Source organism: Blastococcus sp. PRF04-17, from assembly GCF_023016265.1.
Lineage (GTDB): Bacteria > Actinomycetota > Actinomycetes > Mycobacteriales > Geodermatophilaceae > Blastococcus_B.
On record NZ_CP095412.1, the window covers coordinates 1,446,391 to 1,460,705 of the forward strand.

The following is a 14,315-nucleotide window of genomic DNA, read 5'->3' on the forward strand; positions in this document are numbered from 1 at the left end:
AGGCTAGTGACCCCGCTCACCACCGGCACGGAGGTAACGCATCGATAACCCTCGTGTGGCAGCCGTCACCCCGACTCTGTACAACGATGTAGAACTGGACCTAGGAACGCCCATCGCGAACCCACCTGGACGGCCCGCCGGCATGAACACCGCGTCCCTCGTCATCGATCCGCGATTCACGCTGGCCGAGATCGACCGGCGGCTCTTCGGGTCCTTCGTCGAGCACATGGGACGCTGCGTCTACACGGGCATCTTCGAGCCCGACCACCCGACCGCCGACGGGTCCGGCTTCCGCGGCGACGTGCTGGAACTCGTCCGCGAGCTGGGGCCCACGCTGGTGCGCTACCCGGGCGGCAACTTCGTCTCCAGCTACCGCGGAGGATCGGCGCGGGGCCATGAGATTGCCTGTGCCTGGCCTGACTTATGCAGGCATGCTTGAGCCTGCTGGCCACAGTGCCTGGCCTCTAATTGGAGTCATGGGATGGGCTGCAGGCGGCTTGAGTGCTTGAGCTGATGATGGTTGCTGCACTCTGCACTCAGGAAGTCAGGGAGGCTCGGGAGACCAGCCATGAGCAGGTCAGTCCACTGGGTAATGTAATACCAGATCTTTCAAAATATACGTGTTTGGGCGCTGGAGACTTAAAAGGAGACAAGCTTCAGCCTTTGCAAATGAGTTTGATGGGTCAGGCAGGAGTACCAGTTGAAGACCTGGTGAATGGAGACATGTTTTGGCTGCTTGAGGTCAAAAGAAGAGAGGTGTCAAAGACTTGTCCACAGAAGGAGCCAGCTGTTAGTGAAGTCATGCAGGAGTGGTGGCGGGAGACACAGCCTGCCTCCTGGGAGGCAGACTCACCTTGATGCCACACCAACACGTAGTGCTTGGATTCACAGTCTTGCTGCATGATGCACATATATACGCATTATTGATATGCTTATTAGTTTCTATATTCACATTATACATAAACACGATGCAATATTTGCTACTGCTGGATCAGCATGCTGGGGTTTTCTATTGGTGCCAGTGCAAGAAGTCATGGCTGGCTTTATTTGAGGAACACCAATGGTGAAATGAAGCTATGTGCAACCTGACTGCAGTATGCCTGGCTGCTGACGCAGGAAGAGATACTGAGCTGTTGCTGATGCTGTGTGTGTGCAGCCAGCTCGATCTCACAGTTTTACACCCACGCTGATCACAAAGCACAGGCCTGCCTGCATGCTAGGGTGCAGAAGCCGGGTGGAATGCTCCAGTCGTTGATCTTCCACGAGTTCTTTGCGTGGGCGGCAAGGGGATGGATTCTCCACCACTGTCCAGCTGCTCAAGAAGGCAAAGGGATGAAAGCAGCCTCTTTTCACAGGTCCCTTAAATTTTACCGTCACAGCTGAGGAGCGCAAGGGGGGGGTAAAAATGCACGCGACGGCCACCTACGACGACGACAGCGGCGAACTGTGCCTGTTCGCCGTCAACCGCAGCACCACCGAGACCCTCCCCTGACCGCCGACCTGCGCGGCTTCGGACCCCTGCGGGCGGTCGAGCACTCGGTGCTCGCCGACGACGACCTGCAGGCCTGCAACACCGCCGACCAGCCCGACCGCGTCGTCCCCCGGCGCGGCGAGGGCGCCCGGCTCGACGACGGACAGCTCACCGTCGGCCTTCCCCCGGCGTCCTGGAACGTCCTCCGGTTCAGCCCCGAGCCGGCCGGCTGAACTCCGACCCCCCACCACACCGCACGTTCTCAACGACGAGGAGCGCACTGATGAGACGAACGACCTGGAAGGCGGCGATGGCCGCCGGCGTCACCGGAGCCCTGGTGCTCACCGGCTGCGGTGGCGGCTCGGGCGCCGGCGGCCCCGCCGCCGAGGGCGTCGGTGAGTTCACCGGCGAGTACGACGGCCCCGACGTGACGCTGTCGTACTGGAACGGCTTCACCGGTGGTGACGGGCCGTTCATGCAGGACCTCGTGGACCAGTTCAACGAAGAGCACGACAACATCAACGTCGAGTCGAACACGATCCAGTGGGGCGACTTCTACCAGCGCGTCCCGGCCGCGGTGCAGGCAGGCCAGGGCCCCGACGTCGGCGTCATGCACCTCGACCAGCTGGCCACGCACGCCGCCCGCAACATCATCGTGCCGGTCGACGACCTCGCCGAGGGGATCGGGCTCTCCGAGGAGGACTTCACCCCGGAGATCTGGGACGCCGGCATCTACAACGACGCGCGCTACGGCATCCCGCTCGACGTCCACTCGCTGGCCATGTACTACAACACCGAGCACTTCGAGCAGGCCGGCATCACCGAGCCGCCCACCGACGAGGCCTCGTTCATGGAGGCGCTCGACAAGCTCAAGGCGGCCGGCTTCCAGACGCCGTTCTGGATGCCCTCGCTGTGGCCGGGCCACCTGATCTGGCTCTCGCTCACCTGGCAGAACGGGGCACCGTACAGCGACGACGGCACCGAGGCCCTGTACGACTCCGAGGAGGGTGTCGCGGCGCTGGAGTGGATGCGGTCGATGGTCGACCAGGGCTACAGCCCGCCCGGCGTCGCGATCGACGCGCAGTACGTCGCCTTCAAGAACGGCCAGAACTCGATCACCTGGGACGGCATCTGGCAGATCAACGACCTCGAGTCCAACAACATCCCCTACGGCATCGCCCCCATCCCGACGATCGGCGACGAGCAGGCGTTCTGGGCCAACTCGCACCACTTCTTCATCAGCAGGCAGGGTGCGGAGGACGAGAACAAGGCCGCTGCCGCGCAGGTGTTCATCGCCTGGATGAGCGACCACTCCGACGAGTGGGCGGGCTCGGCGATGATCCCGGCGCGGGAGTCGGTGCGTGAGAGCGCAGCGGAGTTCCCGCAGGGAGTGATCGCCGAGGAGATCGAGAGCATGCGGTTCCTGCCGCCGGTCCCGGGTGTCGGTGGAGTCCAGACCGAGGTCCTCGAGCCGGCGGTCGCCAACAGCGTCCTCGGCGAGGAAGACCCCGCTGCCGCCCTCGAGTCCGCCGCCCGACGGGCGAACGAGCTGATGGAGCGCAACCGAGAGCAGTTCGGGGACTGACATGGCGACCACCGTCACGGCGCCCCGCAGCGACACCGTCTCCGACGACCGCCGCGGCGGGGCGCCGCGGCGGGGCGACCCGCACCGCGCGGGCGCCGCTCCCTGGCTGTTCCTGGCGCCCTATCTGGTGCTCTTCGTGGCCTTCGTGCTGGGGCCGATCGTCTACGGGCTGTACATCAGCCTGCACCGGTACGACTTCACCCTTCCGAACAAACCGTTCGTCGGCCTGGAGAACTACACCGACCTGTTCACGCCGGGGTCGGTGACGTTCGACGTCTTCTGGCGGGCGATGCGGGCGACGGCGATCTTCACGGTCATGAGCGTGCCGCTGCTCCTGGTCGTGCCGCTCGTGATCGCCCTGGTGATGAACAAGAAGTTCCCGGGCCGGAACGTCTTCCGCGCCCTGTACTTCGCGCCCTACGTCCTCGGCGTCGCGGTCGTGGCGATCCTGTGGCGGTACCTGCTCGACGCGAACATCGGGCCGGTCAACTACTACCTCGGGCTGCTCGGGCTGCCGGACGACACCAACTGGACGACGTCCACGCCGGCGGCGTGGTTCGCGCTGGTCGGCGTCACGGTGTGGTGGACGCTCGGTTTCAACGCCGTCATCTACCTCGCCGGGCTGCAGGACATCCCCAAGGAGCTGTACGAGGCGGCGGAGATGGACGGCGCCAACCGCTGGCAGCAGTTCCGCAACGTCACCCTGCCCGGGCTCAAGCCGGTGCTCTCGTTCGTCACGATGATCACCATCATCGCGTCGGCGAACATGTTCGGGCAGTCCTACCTGATCACCCGCGGCGCCCCGGGGACCGAGACCCGGACGGCGATCTACCAGATCGCCGAGACCGGCCTGCGCAACTACCAGATGGGCAGCGCCGCCGCGATGAGCTACGTCCTGACCGTCTTCCTGATCATCCTCAGCCTGGGCGTCTTCTGGCTGTTCCGGGAGAAGCAGGCCCGGAAGAAGGAGCCACCGCTGCAGGCAGCCCCCATGGCGCTCCGACAGGGAAGGGGCTGACATGTCGACCTCGGTGGAGCCCCGCCCCGGTGCTGCCGCTCCGGCGCGTCAGAACCGCAAGCCCCCGCCGGAGCCCACCAAGCTCAAGGTCCGCCGGGTGCTCCGCTACGTGGTGCTGACCCTGCTGGCGCTGGCTTTCATCAGCCCGCTGATCTTCATGCTGGTGACGTCGTTCAAGACGAGGGCCGACGCGGCCTCGCTCCCGCCGACGTGGATCCCGAACCCCTTCAGCACCGACGCCTACGCGACGGTGACGGGGGCAGGAACCAACACCCCGGTCCTGCGCTGGTTCGCCAACAGCATGATCGCGGCGGCCCTGCACGCGCTGCTGGTCGTCTCGACGGCGGCGCTGGCGGCGTACGCGCTGGCCCGGATGGAGTTCCGCGGCAAGAAGATCGTCTTCGGCATGGTCGTCGCGACGCTGTTCGTGCCGCCGGTCATCCTGGTCATCCCGAACTACCTGATCGTCGGTGAGCTGTTCTGGCTGGACACCCTGATCGCGATCATCGTGCCCACGGCGGCGTCGGCCTTCGGCGTCTTCTTCCTGCGGCAGTTCTTCATCGGGCTCCCGCTGGAGCTGGAGGAGGCCGCCCGGCTGGACGGCGCCAACCGATGGCAGATCTTCTGGAAGGTCGTGCTGCCGCTGTCCCGCCCGGCGCTGGTGACCCTGGCCATGCTGTCGTTCCTGACCAACTACAACGACTTCCTGTGGCCGGTCTACGTGCTGTTCAGTCCGGACGTGCAGACCCTGCCGGCCGGCCTGTCGACCCTGCAGACGGCCAACGCGGTGCGCTACGACCTCCTGATGGCCGGCGCCGTGGTGGCGAGCGTGCCGGTGCTGGCGCTGTACGTGGGTGCCCAGCGCTTCATCATCGAGGGCGTGTCGCGGTCGGGGCTCAAGGGGTGAGCGATCGCCGCGAGCCGTTCGGCTCGACGCCCGACGGGCAGGAGGTGGAGCGGTACGTGCTGAGGCACGGCGACGTCGAGGTCGCCGTCCTCACCTACGGGGCGGTCCTCCAGTCGGTCCGCACCCCGGACCTCCGGGGTGCGGTCACCGACGTCGCGCTCGGCTACGACGACCTGGCCGGCTACCTCGCCGACGAGACCTACGTCGGTGCGGTGGTCGGCCGGTTCGGCAACCGGATCGCCGACGGGCGGTTCGTGCTCGACGGCGTCGAGCACGTCCTGCCGCAGAACCACGGCACCTCCTGCCTGCACGGCGGACCCGAGGGATTCCACACCAAGGTGTGGTCGGCCCGGGAAGTGCCCGGCGGGGTCGAGCTGACCCTGACCAGTCCGGACGGCGACATGGGGTTCCCCGGCGAGCTGACGGCGACGGTCACCTACGTCCTGGACGCCGACGGTCTGAGCCTCAGCTATCGCGCGGAGACCGATCGGCCGACCGTGGTCAACCTGACCAACCACGCGTACTGGAACCTCGCCGGCGCGGGGACCGTCGAGGACCACCTGCTGGAGTTGTCCGCCTCGCGGTTCGTCGCCGTGGACGAGCGGCTGATCCCGACGGGCATCGCGCCGGTGGAGGGCACGCCGATGGACTTCCGCGGCGGTCGCCGGGTCGGCGAGCGGCTGCGCGAGGGGACCGAGCAGCTGCAGCACGCCCAGGGCTACGACCACGCGTGGCTGCCGGACGGCGAGGGGATGCGCCCGATCGCCCGGTTGACCGACCCGTCGTCGGGCCGGGTGCTCGAGGTGCTGACCGATCAGCCGAGCGTGCAGTTCTACTCGGGCAACTTCCTCGACGGCAGCGTGCTGGGTCGTGGCGGCCGGTCCTACCGGCAGGGCGACGGGCTGTGCCTGGAGACCCAGCACCTTCCCGACTCCCCCAACCACCCGGAGTTCCCCTCGACCGTGCTGCGCCCGGGCGAGCTCTACGCCAGCACGACCACGTTCCGGTTCGGCACGACGGGGGCCCGACGATGAGGCGAGTGGGAGCGGCGCTGGCCGCCGCGGTCCTGCTGGCGGGATGCGGCGGCGACGCCGGCGAGGACGGGACGGCGGCCGCCTCGTCGTCGCCCGCGGTCGCCGACGCCGCGGCCGACGGCAACCCCGTGATCGACGACGACTTCCCCGACCCCGACGTCCTCGAGGTCGACGGCACCTACTACGCCTACGCGACCAACACCGCGACCCTCAACGTGCAGGTCGCCACCTCGACCGACCTGGAGACGTGGGAGACCTCGCGCGAGGACGCGCTGCCCGAGCTGCCGTCGTGGGTCATCCCCGGCAAGACCTGGGCACCCGAGGTGAGCCGGTTCGGGCCGGATCAGTTCGTCATGTACCCGACGACGACCAACTTCGACCCGGCCTACCAGTGCATCGCGGTCGCCACCGCCACGTCACCGGAGGGACCGTTCGAGATCGTCGGGAACGAGATGCTGGTCTGCCCCGCGGAGGAGGGCGGTGCCATCGACGCCGCCACGTTCACCGACGCCGACGGCAGCAACTACCTGCTCTGGAAGAACGACGGCAACTGCTGCGGCTTCGACACGTGGCTCTACATCGCCCCGCTGAGCGCCGACGGGCTGAGCCTCACCGGCGAGCCCACCCGGCTGATCAAGCAGGACCAGGAGTGGGAGGACCATCTCGTCGAGGCGCCGACCCTGGTCGAACGCGACGGCACCTACGTGCTCCTGTACTCGGCCAACGACTACGGCGGCGAGGAGTACGCCATCGGCTACGCCACCGCGGACGCGGTCACGGGGCCGTACACCAAGGGCGAGGAACCCCTGTTCACCACCGACGCCAGCGACGGCCGGTACATCGGGCCCGGCGGCCAGGACGTCGTCGTCACCCCCGAGGGCGAGGACGTGCTCCTGTTCCACTCCTGGTACGGCGGGATCACCTACCGCGGCATGAACCAGCTGCCGCTGACGTGGGAGGACGGCCGGCCCGTCGTCGAGATGGCGGACGCCGGCTGACGCCCTCACCCGCGCCGGCGGGCGACGACGACGACGTCGTGCACGGGCAGGTCGGTGGGTTCGTGCCCGCCCGGCGGCCGCGGTCGCGACTCGGCCACGACGTCCCAGGACGACGCGTCGAGCAGGGCGGCGAGCTCGTCGGCCGTGAAGAACATGCCGGGGACGTCGGGCCGGTGCGCCGCCAGGTGCTCGTCGGACCGGTCGTGGCCGGCGACCACGAGCGTCCCACCGGGGGCGACCGCGTCGGCCAGCCGCGGGACGAGCGAGGTCATGGACGCCCCGGGCAGGTGCACGAACATCGCCGAGACGAGGTCGTAGCGGTCGTCCCCGGGTGTCCACCGGGTCAGGTCGGCATGGGTCCAGGTGATCCGGTCGGCCACGCCGAGGGCCGCCGCCCGCTCCCGGCCGCGCTCCAGCGCCGCGGTGGCGAAGTCCATCGCCGTCACCCGCCAGCCGCGCCCGGCCAGCCAGAGCGCGTCGCCGCCCTCCCCGCAGCCGGCGTCGAGCGCCGTCCCGGGCGGCAGGTCCTCGACAGGGGCGACCAGGGCTGCGTTCGGCCGGCCGCTCCACATCCTCGGATGCGCCCGGTAGCGCTCCTCCCACGACTGCTCGTCGAACATCAGCGGGCTCCGCTCGTGGTGAGGGCGGCCACGGCCAGCCGGGTGTCCTCGGCGATCAGGTCGGCGTTGATGGCGGCGCCGGCGGTGAGGCCCGCGCCCGCCGCGACGATCACCTGCGCCTGCAGGTTGGCGACGTTGCCGGCCACCCACACCCCCGGTACCGAGGTCGCGCCCATGGGGTCGGCGGGGATGTGCGTGCCGAACACGTGCCCGCCCATCTCCATCTCGACCGGTTCGAGGCCGAGGGAGGTGAGCAGCCCGGCGCGGGCGGTCATCCGGGTCGCCACCACCACGGCGTGCCGCGGCACGAGCTCACCGGAGGCCAGCCGGACCCCGGCCAGCCGGCCGTCGCGGGACTCCAGTGCGGCCACCTCCCCCTCGACGAGGGAGATTCCGCGGGCCGCGAGCTGGGTCAGCTCGTCGGCGGACGGCTCCGGCGCGGTGTGCAGGAAGACCGTCACGTCGGCCGTCCACTGCCGCCACATCAGGGCCTGGTGCACGGTCATGGCCGAGGTGCCGATGATCCCGACGGCCTGGTCGCGCACCTCCCACCCATGGCAGTACGGGCAGTGCAGGACGTCGCGCCCCCACAGCTCGCGCACCCCGGGGACGTCAGGCAGCTCGTCGACCAGGCCGGTGGTGACCAGCAGCCGGCGCGCCCGGACCTCCCGCCCGTCGCCCAGACCGACGCGGAACCCGTCGCCCGTCCGTTCCGCGGACGTGACCGTCCCCTCGACGACCTCGCCGCCGTACCCGGCCACCTCGGCACGACCGGCGGCCATCAGCTCTGCGGGCGGGGTCCCTTCGCGGGCGAGGTAGTTGTGCACGCCGTCGGCCGGCGCATTGCGCGGCGTCCCGGCGTCCACCACGAGCACCGACCGCCGCGCTCGCGAGAGGGCGAGCGCCCCGCTCAGCCCGGCGGCTCCGCCGCCGACCACCACCACGTCGTACTGCTGTTCCATCTGCCCGGTCCTCCTCGTTCCGTCGAGGACCCCACCGTGGACCGGGTATCCGCGAGTCGGCAAGTATGCTTGCTGATATGGCAAGGGATGACGGCGACGTGCTCTCCGGTGTGGGGCCGCGGCTGCGCGCGCTGCGGCAGGAGCGCGGCGCCACGCTGACGCAGCTGGCCGAGACGACCGGCATCTCGGTGAGCACCCTCTCCCGGCTGGAATCCGGTCAGCGCAGGCCGACCCTCGAGCTGCTGCTCCCCTGGCCCGCGCGCACCAGGTGCCCCTCGACGAGCTGGTGGACGCGCCGCCCACCGGCGATCCCCGGGTGCACGCCCGCCCCTTCGACCGGGACGGGGCGACGGTGGTTCCGATGACCCGGCGACCGGGCGGCATCCGCGCGTTCAAGCAGATCTATCCGCCCGGGTGGCCGCACCGCGCCCCCGAGCAGAACTCGCACGAGGGCTACGAGTGGCTCTACGTGCTGTCCGGCCGGCTGCGCCTGCTGCTGGGCGAGCACGACGTCGTCCTCACCAGTGGGGAGGCCGCCGAGTTCGACACCCACGTGCCGCACTGGTCCGGCAACCCGGGCCCCGAGCCGCCGAGGTGCTGATGCTCTTCGGCCCCCAGGGCGAGCGGGTGCACGTGCGCGCCCGCCCGACCGGCCGGGACTGAACCTCACACGGCCAAAGCTGCATCCTCGGCCGCGATCGCGGAGTTCCACCGCCGCTCGGCGGCCTGCCACCGGGTCCTCGGTGTCGCCGCACCGCCAGTAGCCGGAGATCGAGGTGTGCTGCGGCGCCAGGCCGCGCTCTCGCCTCAGGTACCGGCGGAGCTCGCGGACCGCCCCCGCCTCCCCGTGCACGAACACCTGCCCGTCACCCGGGGGCAGCGGACGGGCGCGGACGGCGGCTCTGCGGTGCACCCACTCGAACTCGACGCCCTCGCCGACCGCCAGGTCGTCCAGCTCCTCCTGGGCGAAGGCGACCTCGATCACCACCCGGGCGGGCCAGTCCGCGACCCGGGCTGGACGTGTACGCGCCGCCGGACCCCATGCGCTGGATGCGGTCGCCCGGCCGGGCCGCTGCGTCCCACGGTCCGGCGAGCCCCGCGTCGCCGTGGTGGACGAAGTCGATCGCCAGCTCGCCGGCCGACGCGCCCCAGGCCCGCACGCTGTAGGTGCGGGCGACCGGCCACCGGCCCGTTCACAGGTCCGCCCGCGCCTGGTCGTGGTCGTCCGGTCCCGCATGGGCACCGCCCCGGCCGCGAACAGCAGGCTCAGGTAGTGGTCGTGCGCGCCACCTCGCTGGTCCGGAGCACGCGCCGACGCGCGGGACTGGCTTTCCACGGCCTGCTCGCTCATGCCCCGACGTCAGCCTTACCTCTTCGGGCAATCCGTGCCTCGTCCGATCGGATGCGCGCAGTAGCCGTAGCGACACCGTGAGGCGACCCGGCGGCCGCTTCTCGACCGCCGGGCCTGGGCCCGCCGGGCTGCCGGCGGCTCGGCAGGCCGTTCCCCCGTTCTGCCCGGGCGGCAGGACCTGCAACCCGGGTCGGGGTCAGGGATGCGGGAGATCTCCTGTCTCGGCGAGCTCCCGGGCGATGTCGATCAGCTTGCGGTTGGTCTCCTGCGAAGTGCGCGAAAGGACGGCGAAGGCCTGGTCGGCGGTCAGCTTGAACCGCTCCATCAGGATCCCCTTGGCTTGCCCGATGACGTCGCGGCTGGAGACGGCCCGCTGCAAGTTGGCCTCGTGCCTGGCGCCGGCCAGGGCGACCGCCGCATGGGAGGCGAAGACGAGGCCCACGTCCTCGGACCCCTCGTGGAACGCGTGCGGGCGCTCCGCGTAGAGATTGAGCGCGCCGAGGTTGTCGCCGGTCACGAACAGCTGGAAACTCAGGGCGCTGAGCACGCCCAGCTTCGCCGCCTCGGCGGTGTACTGCGGCCACCGCTCCTCGGCGCGCATGTCGTCGATGCGCACCGTCTCGTGCTCCCACACCGCGTCGAGGCAGGGTCCCTCCCTGACGCGGTTCTGCATCTCGTCGATCCGCTGGGGCAGTGGGCCGGTGGCCGCGCGGGGTTCGACCGTATGCCGGCCGATCACGTAGCTGATCGTGCAGTGCTCGGCGCCGGGGATGGAGCCGACCGCCGTGGACGTGATCGTCTGCAGCGTGCCCTCGACGTCGCCGTGCTCGTCCTGCAGCGAGCGGGCCAGCTGCCCCATGATCTCGCCGAGGTTGTTCTCGGCCCCGCCCGCGCCGGCTCCAGCGTCGCCGATGACGGGCGCCGACTGCTGACCCGAGCCGCTCTGCTCAGACCGCCCGGCGCGGTCGGAGGCGCTCGAGTCCCCCACCATGGCCCGTAATCTAGCCGTGCCCCGCCATTCTCGGGGGCTCCGGTCGCGGACGTCAGGACATCGGCATGCGGACCCCTGCATCCAGCGGAGCGGTCGCGATGTCCTCGTCGACCTCGTGCGCCGGCTGGTCGCCGCTCTCCTAGGCCCACCAGGATGTTCCGCCCCGGTAGCACTCGACCAGCGGCGCGATCTCCGCGTGGCCGGGCTCAGCCGGTGTTCGACACCGTCGGTGTGTCGTCGGCCCTGCTTCCGACCTTCCGCCCTCAGGCGGTCGATCGATACCTCGTCCGACACCGAGGTCGAATCGACCGCCTGGGCGCAGCTGGTGATCGATCCCCTCACACCGGGGCGGGCAAGACACGGCCGATGCGACTGGTCGACCGAAGCCTCCAGTCCACCGGCCTCATACCGCTCTGGAGCCAGGCTGCGTCGTCGACACCGCCAGATAGAGCTGCTCGGCCACGCTCCGCCCTCTCATCGAGGAAGCGTCACGCATCAGCCGAAGCGGCACAGAGATCAGGCTCCCCCGATTGGACTCGAACCAATAACCCTGCGAGAACGCGCCAGGGACATTGGACAGCCTTGGTACGTGACTGAACTTGCAGATCAACTGCGCATTTCGCGTTGACGAGCGTTGACTGAAAAGTGCAGATTACGGTTGATTAATCGTCGTAAGTTCGTCGCCCAGGCGGGCGCACGGTGCTCCTCTGCCCACCACGGCTGCACCATTCTGCGACCCTGAGAGGTGGTCGGTCGGTGAGGTCGATGCTGCGGCTGCCGTCCTCCCAGGCGTCGAGAGCCGCCGCAGTGCGTCGATCAACGCGGCCGCTGCCCGCGCCGGGTATCCGGGCTGCATGCCGTGACCGGCGCGGTGCTCCTTGCGGCGCTTGCCAGCGGTCTCGACGTAGTCGGCGATCGGCGTCTCCGGCTGGACGAGCGACCGGCCGGCGAGGTCGGTGCGGACACCGGCCTCGACCGTCATGGCGGTGATGCCGAAAGGGGTGACCTCCCTGCGCAGTGACAGAGTTAGCCCCTCGATCGCCGCCTTGACCACGGAGTATGTAGCCCGACTCTTCGGATGTGCGAGGCGTACCTGGCCAACCCGGCGGGATGCACCCCTCGCCTCCCGGCGGAGGGCCGAGCAGGCGCCTCACTCGCCGAGCACTTCGATGCCTCCCCGCGCTTGGCGACAGACGTCGCCTTGGCGGGCATAGAAAGGCCCTGGACGTGAGGCACCAGCGGGCGACACCATCGACCCGTAGAGGAGTACAAGGCTCAAGAGGTCCAGACCCCTAGTGAGCCAAATAGTTGAGCTGGGGCGGGGAAAGCTGGCGCCGTCCGCCGACTATTTCTTCTCTACAGTGAACCACTCCGGCTGAGGAGCGAGGAGGAGATGGCCATGTTCCTCGAGTCCTTCATCCGAGATGCCGGGAGTCCTCGATGACTACCGCGGTCGCCGAGCACTGGGCCAGCGGGGATGTCTACGGTCGGATCGTCACCGCGCTCCACGCGGCGGGGAAGTCACTCGACGCGCTGACCATCGAGGACCTCGCCCCGGTCGACCACTTCCACGCTCGCGGGTTACCGGCCACGATCGAGCTTGGCGACTCCCTTCCGGCGCGGGCCGGGGACCACTTGCTCGACGTCGGTTGCGGGCTCGGGGGCCGGCTCGCTACTTCGCCCGGCGCTTCGGTTGCCGGGTCAGCGGCATCGACGTGACTGGGCCGTTCATCGACGCCGGCCGGCGGCTGACGGAGTTGCTCGGGATGGGGGCAGTGGTCGACCTGCGACAGGGGGACGGTCAGGCCCTGCCATACGGCGACGGAACGTTTGACGGCGGCTACGCCCAGCACGTCACGATGAACGTGCCCGACCGGCCCTCCTTCTTCGGTGAGGCCTGGCGGGTGATCCGACCTGGTGGATTCTTCGCGATCACGGAACACGGCCGAGGAAACGCGGGTCCGACATACCACCCGGTGCCCTGGTCGGAGGACGGCCGGGGGAGTTCCTCGTGACGCCCGAGGAGACCGTAGAACTCCTCGGCGCAGCGGGTTTCGTCGACATCGACGTCACCGACACCGGCCAGGACGACCTGCAGAGATACCGGGCGACCCTGGCACTGGCGGAGCGTGGCGAACTGCCGGCCCTCGGCCTGCATGTGCTCATGGGGCCTGGGGCTGTTGAGAAGTGGCGCAACTCGGCCCGCAACATCGAGGAGGGCCGCACGCATCCGGTGAGGGTGATCTGCCGTAAGCCAGGATGAGGTCTGCGTCTGGGGTTGCTCGCCGGCCTGAACATCGAGTACCTGCGCGGCGACCCAACCGATCAACCGAGCGGGTCTCCGGGCCGACGGGCGGCGCTGATCCCGCACTGAAGGGCTGAGGACCAGATGGTCCTCCCCGAGGATCTCACCGCGGGTCGGCTGCTTGCTGCCGGACGAGGAGCACGAAAGGCCAACCTGGCCCGCCAGATGTTGCGCGTTCGAGCTCGATGTCCGCGTGAGGCAGGAGGCACCTCTCGGATCAAGAAGCGTGCGGGCTGTATCCGACTCGGTCGTTGACGGGTCGACCAGGCGGGCCTGTCAGCCCGCCAGATCGCCGACCATCTGGGGCACAACCGGCCGAGCTGATGGCGCTCGCCGGATCTCCCCAGGTCTGCTCATCGAAAGTCCCCACCCGGGAGCGGGGTCAGGTTAGCGGTCGTCGGGTGCCGGTGGCGGCGCGGCGGAGGGTGTCGGTGCGGGCGTGGTGGTCGCGGAGTCGGTAGCTGTCGCCGTCGAGATTGAGCACGACGGAGCGGTGCAGGAGGCGGTCGAGCATGGCGGCGGCGACGGTGGTGTCGCCGAGGACCTCGCCCCAGGCGGCGACTCCGCGGTTGGTAGTGAGCACGATGGAGGTCTTGCCGTAGCGCTGGGAGACGACCTGGAACAGCGCTGAGGCGGCCTCGCCGGGCAGCGGCAGGTAGCCCAGTTCGTCGATGACGAGCAGGGTGGGGCCGGCGTAGAAGCGCATGGTGGTGGCCCAGCGGCCCTCGATCGCGGCGCGGTGGCAGCGGGCGGCCAGGTCGGCGGCGGTGGTGAAGTAGGTGCGGTAGCCGGCCTGCGCCGAGGCCCGGGCGAGGCCGACGGCGAGGTGGGTCTTGCCGACTCCGGGTGGGCCGATGAGCAGCACGTTGGTCGCGGTCTGTAAGTAGCGGCAGGTCGCCAGCTCCTGGATGAGAGCGCGGTCGACTCCTGGGGCGGCGTCGTAGTCGAAGTCGTCGAGGCTGGCCGGGCTGGGTAGCGAGGCGAACCGGAGCCGGCCGGCCAGCCGGCGGGCCTCGGTCGCGTCGACCTCGAGGGGCCAGCAGCCGCTCGAGGGCGGCGGTCAGGCTCAGGCC

17 protein-coding genes and 3 pseudogenes are annotated in these 14,315 nt (G+C 69.4%); 13 read left to right on the forward strand and 7 right to left on the reverse strand.

Annotated features, from left to right (window positions below; translation table 11 throughout):
• Positions 1-142 precede the first annotated feature (142 nt).
• The 8 genes from MVA48_RS07345 (at position 143) to MVA48_RS07380 (ending at position 7,013) form a co-directional block, all read left to right on the forward strand.
• Complete coding sequence (locus MVA48_RS07345; RefSeq protein WP_246987369.1) at positions 143-439, forward strand: hypothetical protein; 297 nt, start codon at positions 143-145, stop codon at positions 437-439.
• A 62-nt stretch (positions 440-501) separates the two neighbouring features.
• The gene (locus tag MVA48_RS07350; RefSeq protein ID WP_246987371.1) at positions 502-858 is read left to right on the forward strand and encodes a hypothetical protein; all 357 of its coding nucleotides are present in this window, start codon (positions 502-504) and stop codon (positions 856-858) included.
• A 588-nt stretch (positions 859-1,446) separates the two neighbouring features.
• Positions 1,447-1,704 carry an alpha-L-arabinofuranosidase C-terminal domain-containing protein gene (locus tag MVA48_RS07355; protein WP_246987373.1) on the forward strand — a complete coding sequence of 86 codons (258 nt, stop codon included), beginning with the start codon at positions 1,447-1,449 and terminating at the stop codon, positions 1,702-1,704.
• A gap of 50 nt (positions 1,705-1,754) precedes the next feature.
• Entirely contained in the window at positions 1,755-3,056 is a 1,302-nt protein-coding gene (locus MVA48_RS07360; RefSeq protein WP_246987375.1) for an ABC transporter substrate-binding protein, read from the forward strand.
• Between the two features lies 1 nt (position 3,057).
• Positions 3,058-4,074: a carbohydrate ABC transporter permease gene (locus MVA48_RS07365; protein WP_246987377.1), complete on the forward strand. Its 1,017-nt coding sequence runs from the start codon at positions 3,058-3,060 to the stop codon at positions 4,072-4,074.
• A 1-nt stretch (position 4,075) separates the two neighbouring features.
• A complete protein-coding gene (locus tag MVA48_RS07370) occupies positions 4,076-4,981 on the forward strand; it encodes a carbohydrate ABC transporter permease (protein WP_246987379.1) in 906 nt (301 codons plus the stop codon).
• Entirely contained in the window at positions 4,978-6,015 is a 1,038-nt protein-coding gene (locus MVA48_RS07375) for an aldose epimerase family protein (protein ID WP_246987381.1), read from the forward strand. Before MVA48_RS07370 ends, MVA48_RS07375 begins: the two co-directional genes overlap by 4 nt.
• 5 nt (positions 6,016-6,020) lie before the next feature.
• The gene (locus MVA48_RS07380; RefSeq protein WP_246987383.1) at positions 6,021-7,013 is read left to right on the forward strand and encodes a glycoside hydrolase family 43 protein; all 993 of its coding nucleotides are present in this window, start codon (positions 6,021-6,023) and stop codon (positions 7,011-7,013) included.
• A gap of 5 nt (positions 7,014-7,018) precedes the next feature.
• Here MVA48_RS07380 and MVA48_RS07385 read toward each other — a convergent pair whose 3' ends face one another.
• Both MVA48_RS07385 and MVA48_RS07390 read right to left on the reverse strand, forming a co-directional pair.
• A complete protein-coding gene (locus MVA48_RS07385) occupies positions 7,019-7,633 on the reverse strand; it encodes a class I SAM-dependent methyltransferase (protein WP_246987385.1) in 615 nt (204 codons plus the stop codon).
• The gene (locus MVA48_RS07390; protein WP_246987386.1) at positions 7,633-8,595 is read right to left on the reverse strand and encodes an NAD(P)/FAD-dependent oxidoreductase; all 963 of its coding nucleotides are present in this window, start codon (positions 8,593-8,595) and stop codon (positions 7,633-7,635) included. Before MVA48_RS07390 ends, MVA48_RS07385 begins: the two co-directional genes overlap by 1 nt.
• A gap of 77 nt (positions 8,596-8,672) precedes the next feature.
• Between MVA48_RS07390 and MVA48_RS07395 the strand changes: the two genes are divergently transcribed.
• Together MVA48_RS07395 and MVA48_RS07400 are read left to right on the forward strand one after the other, a co-directional pair.
• Positions 8,673-8,960, forward strand: coding sequence for a helix-turn-helix domain-containing protein (locus MVA48_RS07395; protein ID WP_246987388.1), 288 nt, complete (start codon positions 8,673-8,675; stop codon positions 8,958-8,960).
• A complete protein-coding gene (locus MVA48_RS07400; protein WP_246987390.1) occupies positions 8,957-9,196 on the forward strand; it encodes a cupin domain-containing protein in 240 nt (79 codons plus the stop codon). The genes MVA48_RS07395 and MVA48_RS07400 overlap by 4 nt, the downstream gene beginning before the upstream one ends.
• Before the next feature lie 210 nt (positions 9,197-9,406).
• On the opposite strand, the pseudogene MVA48_RS24025 reads toward MVA48_RS07400, so the two are convergent.
• The 4 genes and pseudogenes from MVA48_RS24025 to MVA48_RS07410 all read right to left on the reverse strand — a co-directional run.
• Positions 9,407-9,583 (reverse strand): annotated as a pseudogene (locus MVA48_RS24025) (SIP domain-containing protein); the annotation flags it as partial.
• Between the two features lie 97 nt (positions 9,584-9,680).
• Positions 9,681-9,755, reverse strand: a pseudogene (locus MVA48_RS24030) (hypothetical protein); the annotation flags it as partial.
• A 387-nt stretch (positions 9,756-10,142) separates the two neighbouring features.
• The gene (locus tag MVA48_RS07405) at positions 10,143-10,937 is read right to left on the reverse strand and encodes a GAF and ANTAR domain-containing protein (RefSeq protein WP_246987392.1); all 795 of its coding nucleotides are present in this window, start codon (positions 10,935-10,937) and stop codon (positions 10,143-10,145) included.
• Between the two features lie 652 nt (positions 10,938-11,589).
• A complete protein-coding gene (locus MVA48_RS07410; RefSeq protein WP_246987394.1) occupies positions 11,590-11,991 on the reverse strand; it encodes a hypothetical protein in 402 nt (133 codons plus the stop codon).
• Between the two features lie 386 nt (positions 11,992-12,377).
• Between MVA48_RS07410 and MVA48_RS07415 the strand changes: the two genes are divergently transcribed.
• From MVA48_RS07415 to MVA48_RS07425, 3 genes are read left to right on the forward strand one after another with little or no spacing between them, the layout of a single operon-like run.
• Positions 12,378-12,656 carry a class I SAM-dependent methyltransferase gene (locus MVA48_RS07415; RefSeq protein WP_246987396.1) on the forward strand — a complete coding sequence of 93 codons (279 nt, stop codon included), beginning with the start codon at positions 12,378-12,380 and terminating at the stop codon, positions 12,654-12,656.
• Positions 12,653-12,952 carry a class I SAM-dependent methyltransferase gene (locus tag MVA48_RS07420; RefSeq protein WP_246987398.1) on the forward strand — a complete coding sequence of 100 codons (300 nt, stop codon included), beginning with the start codon at positions 12,653-12,655 and terminating at the stop codon, positions 12,950-12,952. The genes MVA48_RS07415 and MVA48_RS07420 overlap by 4 nt, the downstream gene beginning before the upstream one ends.
• Positions 12,949-13,200 (forward strand): hypothetical protein, encoded by a 252-nt coding sequence (locus MVA48_RS07425; protein WP_246987400.1) that lies wholly within the window; start codon positions 12,949-12,951, stop codon positions 13,198-13,200. The genes MVA48_RS07420 and MVA48_RS07425 overlap by 4 nt, the downstream gene beginning before the upstream one ends.
• A 424-nt stretch (positions 13,201-13,624) precedes the next feature.
• Here MVA48_RS07425 and istB read toward each other — a convergent pair.
• Positions 13,625-14,260 (reverse strand): annotated as a pseudogene (gene istB / locus MVA48_RS07430) (IS21-like element helper ATPase IstB); the annotation flags it as partial.
• Positions 14,261-14,315: the final 55 nt, after the last annotated feature.

Excerpts from the sequence above, each read along its gene's own strand:
- MVA48_RS07390 (WP_246987386.1), bottom strand. The coding sequence starts at position 8,595 with ATGGAACAGCAGTACGACGTGGTGGTGGTCGGCGGCGGAGCCGCCGGG.
- MVA48_RS07415 (WP_246987396.1), top strand. The coding sequence starts at position 12,378 with ATGACTACCGCGGTCGCCGAGCACTGGGCCAGCGGGGATGTCTACGGT.
- MVA48_RS07405 (WP_246987392.1), bottom strand. The coding sequence starts at position 10,937 with ATGGTGGGGGACTCGAGCGCCTCCGACCGCGCCGGGCGGTCTGAGCAG.
- MVA48_RS07385 (WP_246987385.1), bottom strand. The coding sequence starts at position 7,633 with ATGTTCGACGAGCAGTCGTGGGAGGAGCGCTACCGGGCGCATCCGAGG.
- MVA48_RS07365 (WP_246987377.1), top strand. The coding sequence starts at position 3,058 with ATGGCGACCACCGTCACGGCGCCCCGCAGCGACACCGTCTCCGACGAC.
- MVA48_RS07395 (WP_246987388.1), top strand. The coding sequence starts at position 8,673 with ATGGCAAGGGATGACGGCGACGTGCTCTCCGGTGTGGGGCCGCGGCTG.
- MVA48_RS07360 (WP_246987375.1), top strand. The coding sequence starts at position 1,755 with ATGAGACGAACGACCTGGAAGGCGGCGATGGCCGCCGGCGTCACCGGA.
- MVA48_RS07400 (WP_246987390.1), top strand. The coding sequence starts at position 8,957 with ATGACCCGGCGACCGGGCGGCATCCGCGCGTTCAAGCAGATCTATCCG.
- MVA48_RS07345 (WP_246987369.1), top strand. The coding sequence starts at position 143 with ATGAACACCGCGTCCCTCGTCATCGATCCGCGATTCACGCTGGCCGAG.
- MVA48_RS07370 (WP_246987379.1), top strand. The coding sequence starts at position 4,076 with ATGTCGACCTCGGTGGAGCCCCGCCCCGGTGCTGCCGCTCCGGCGCGT.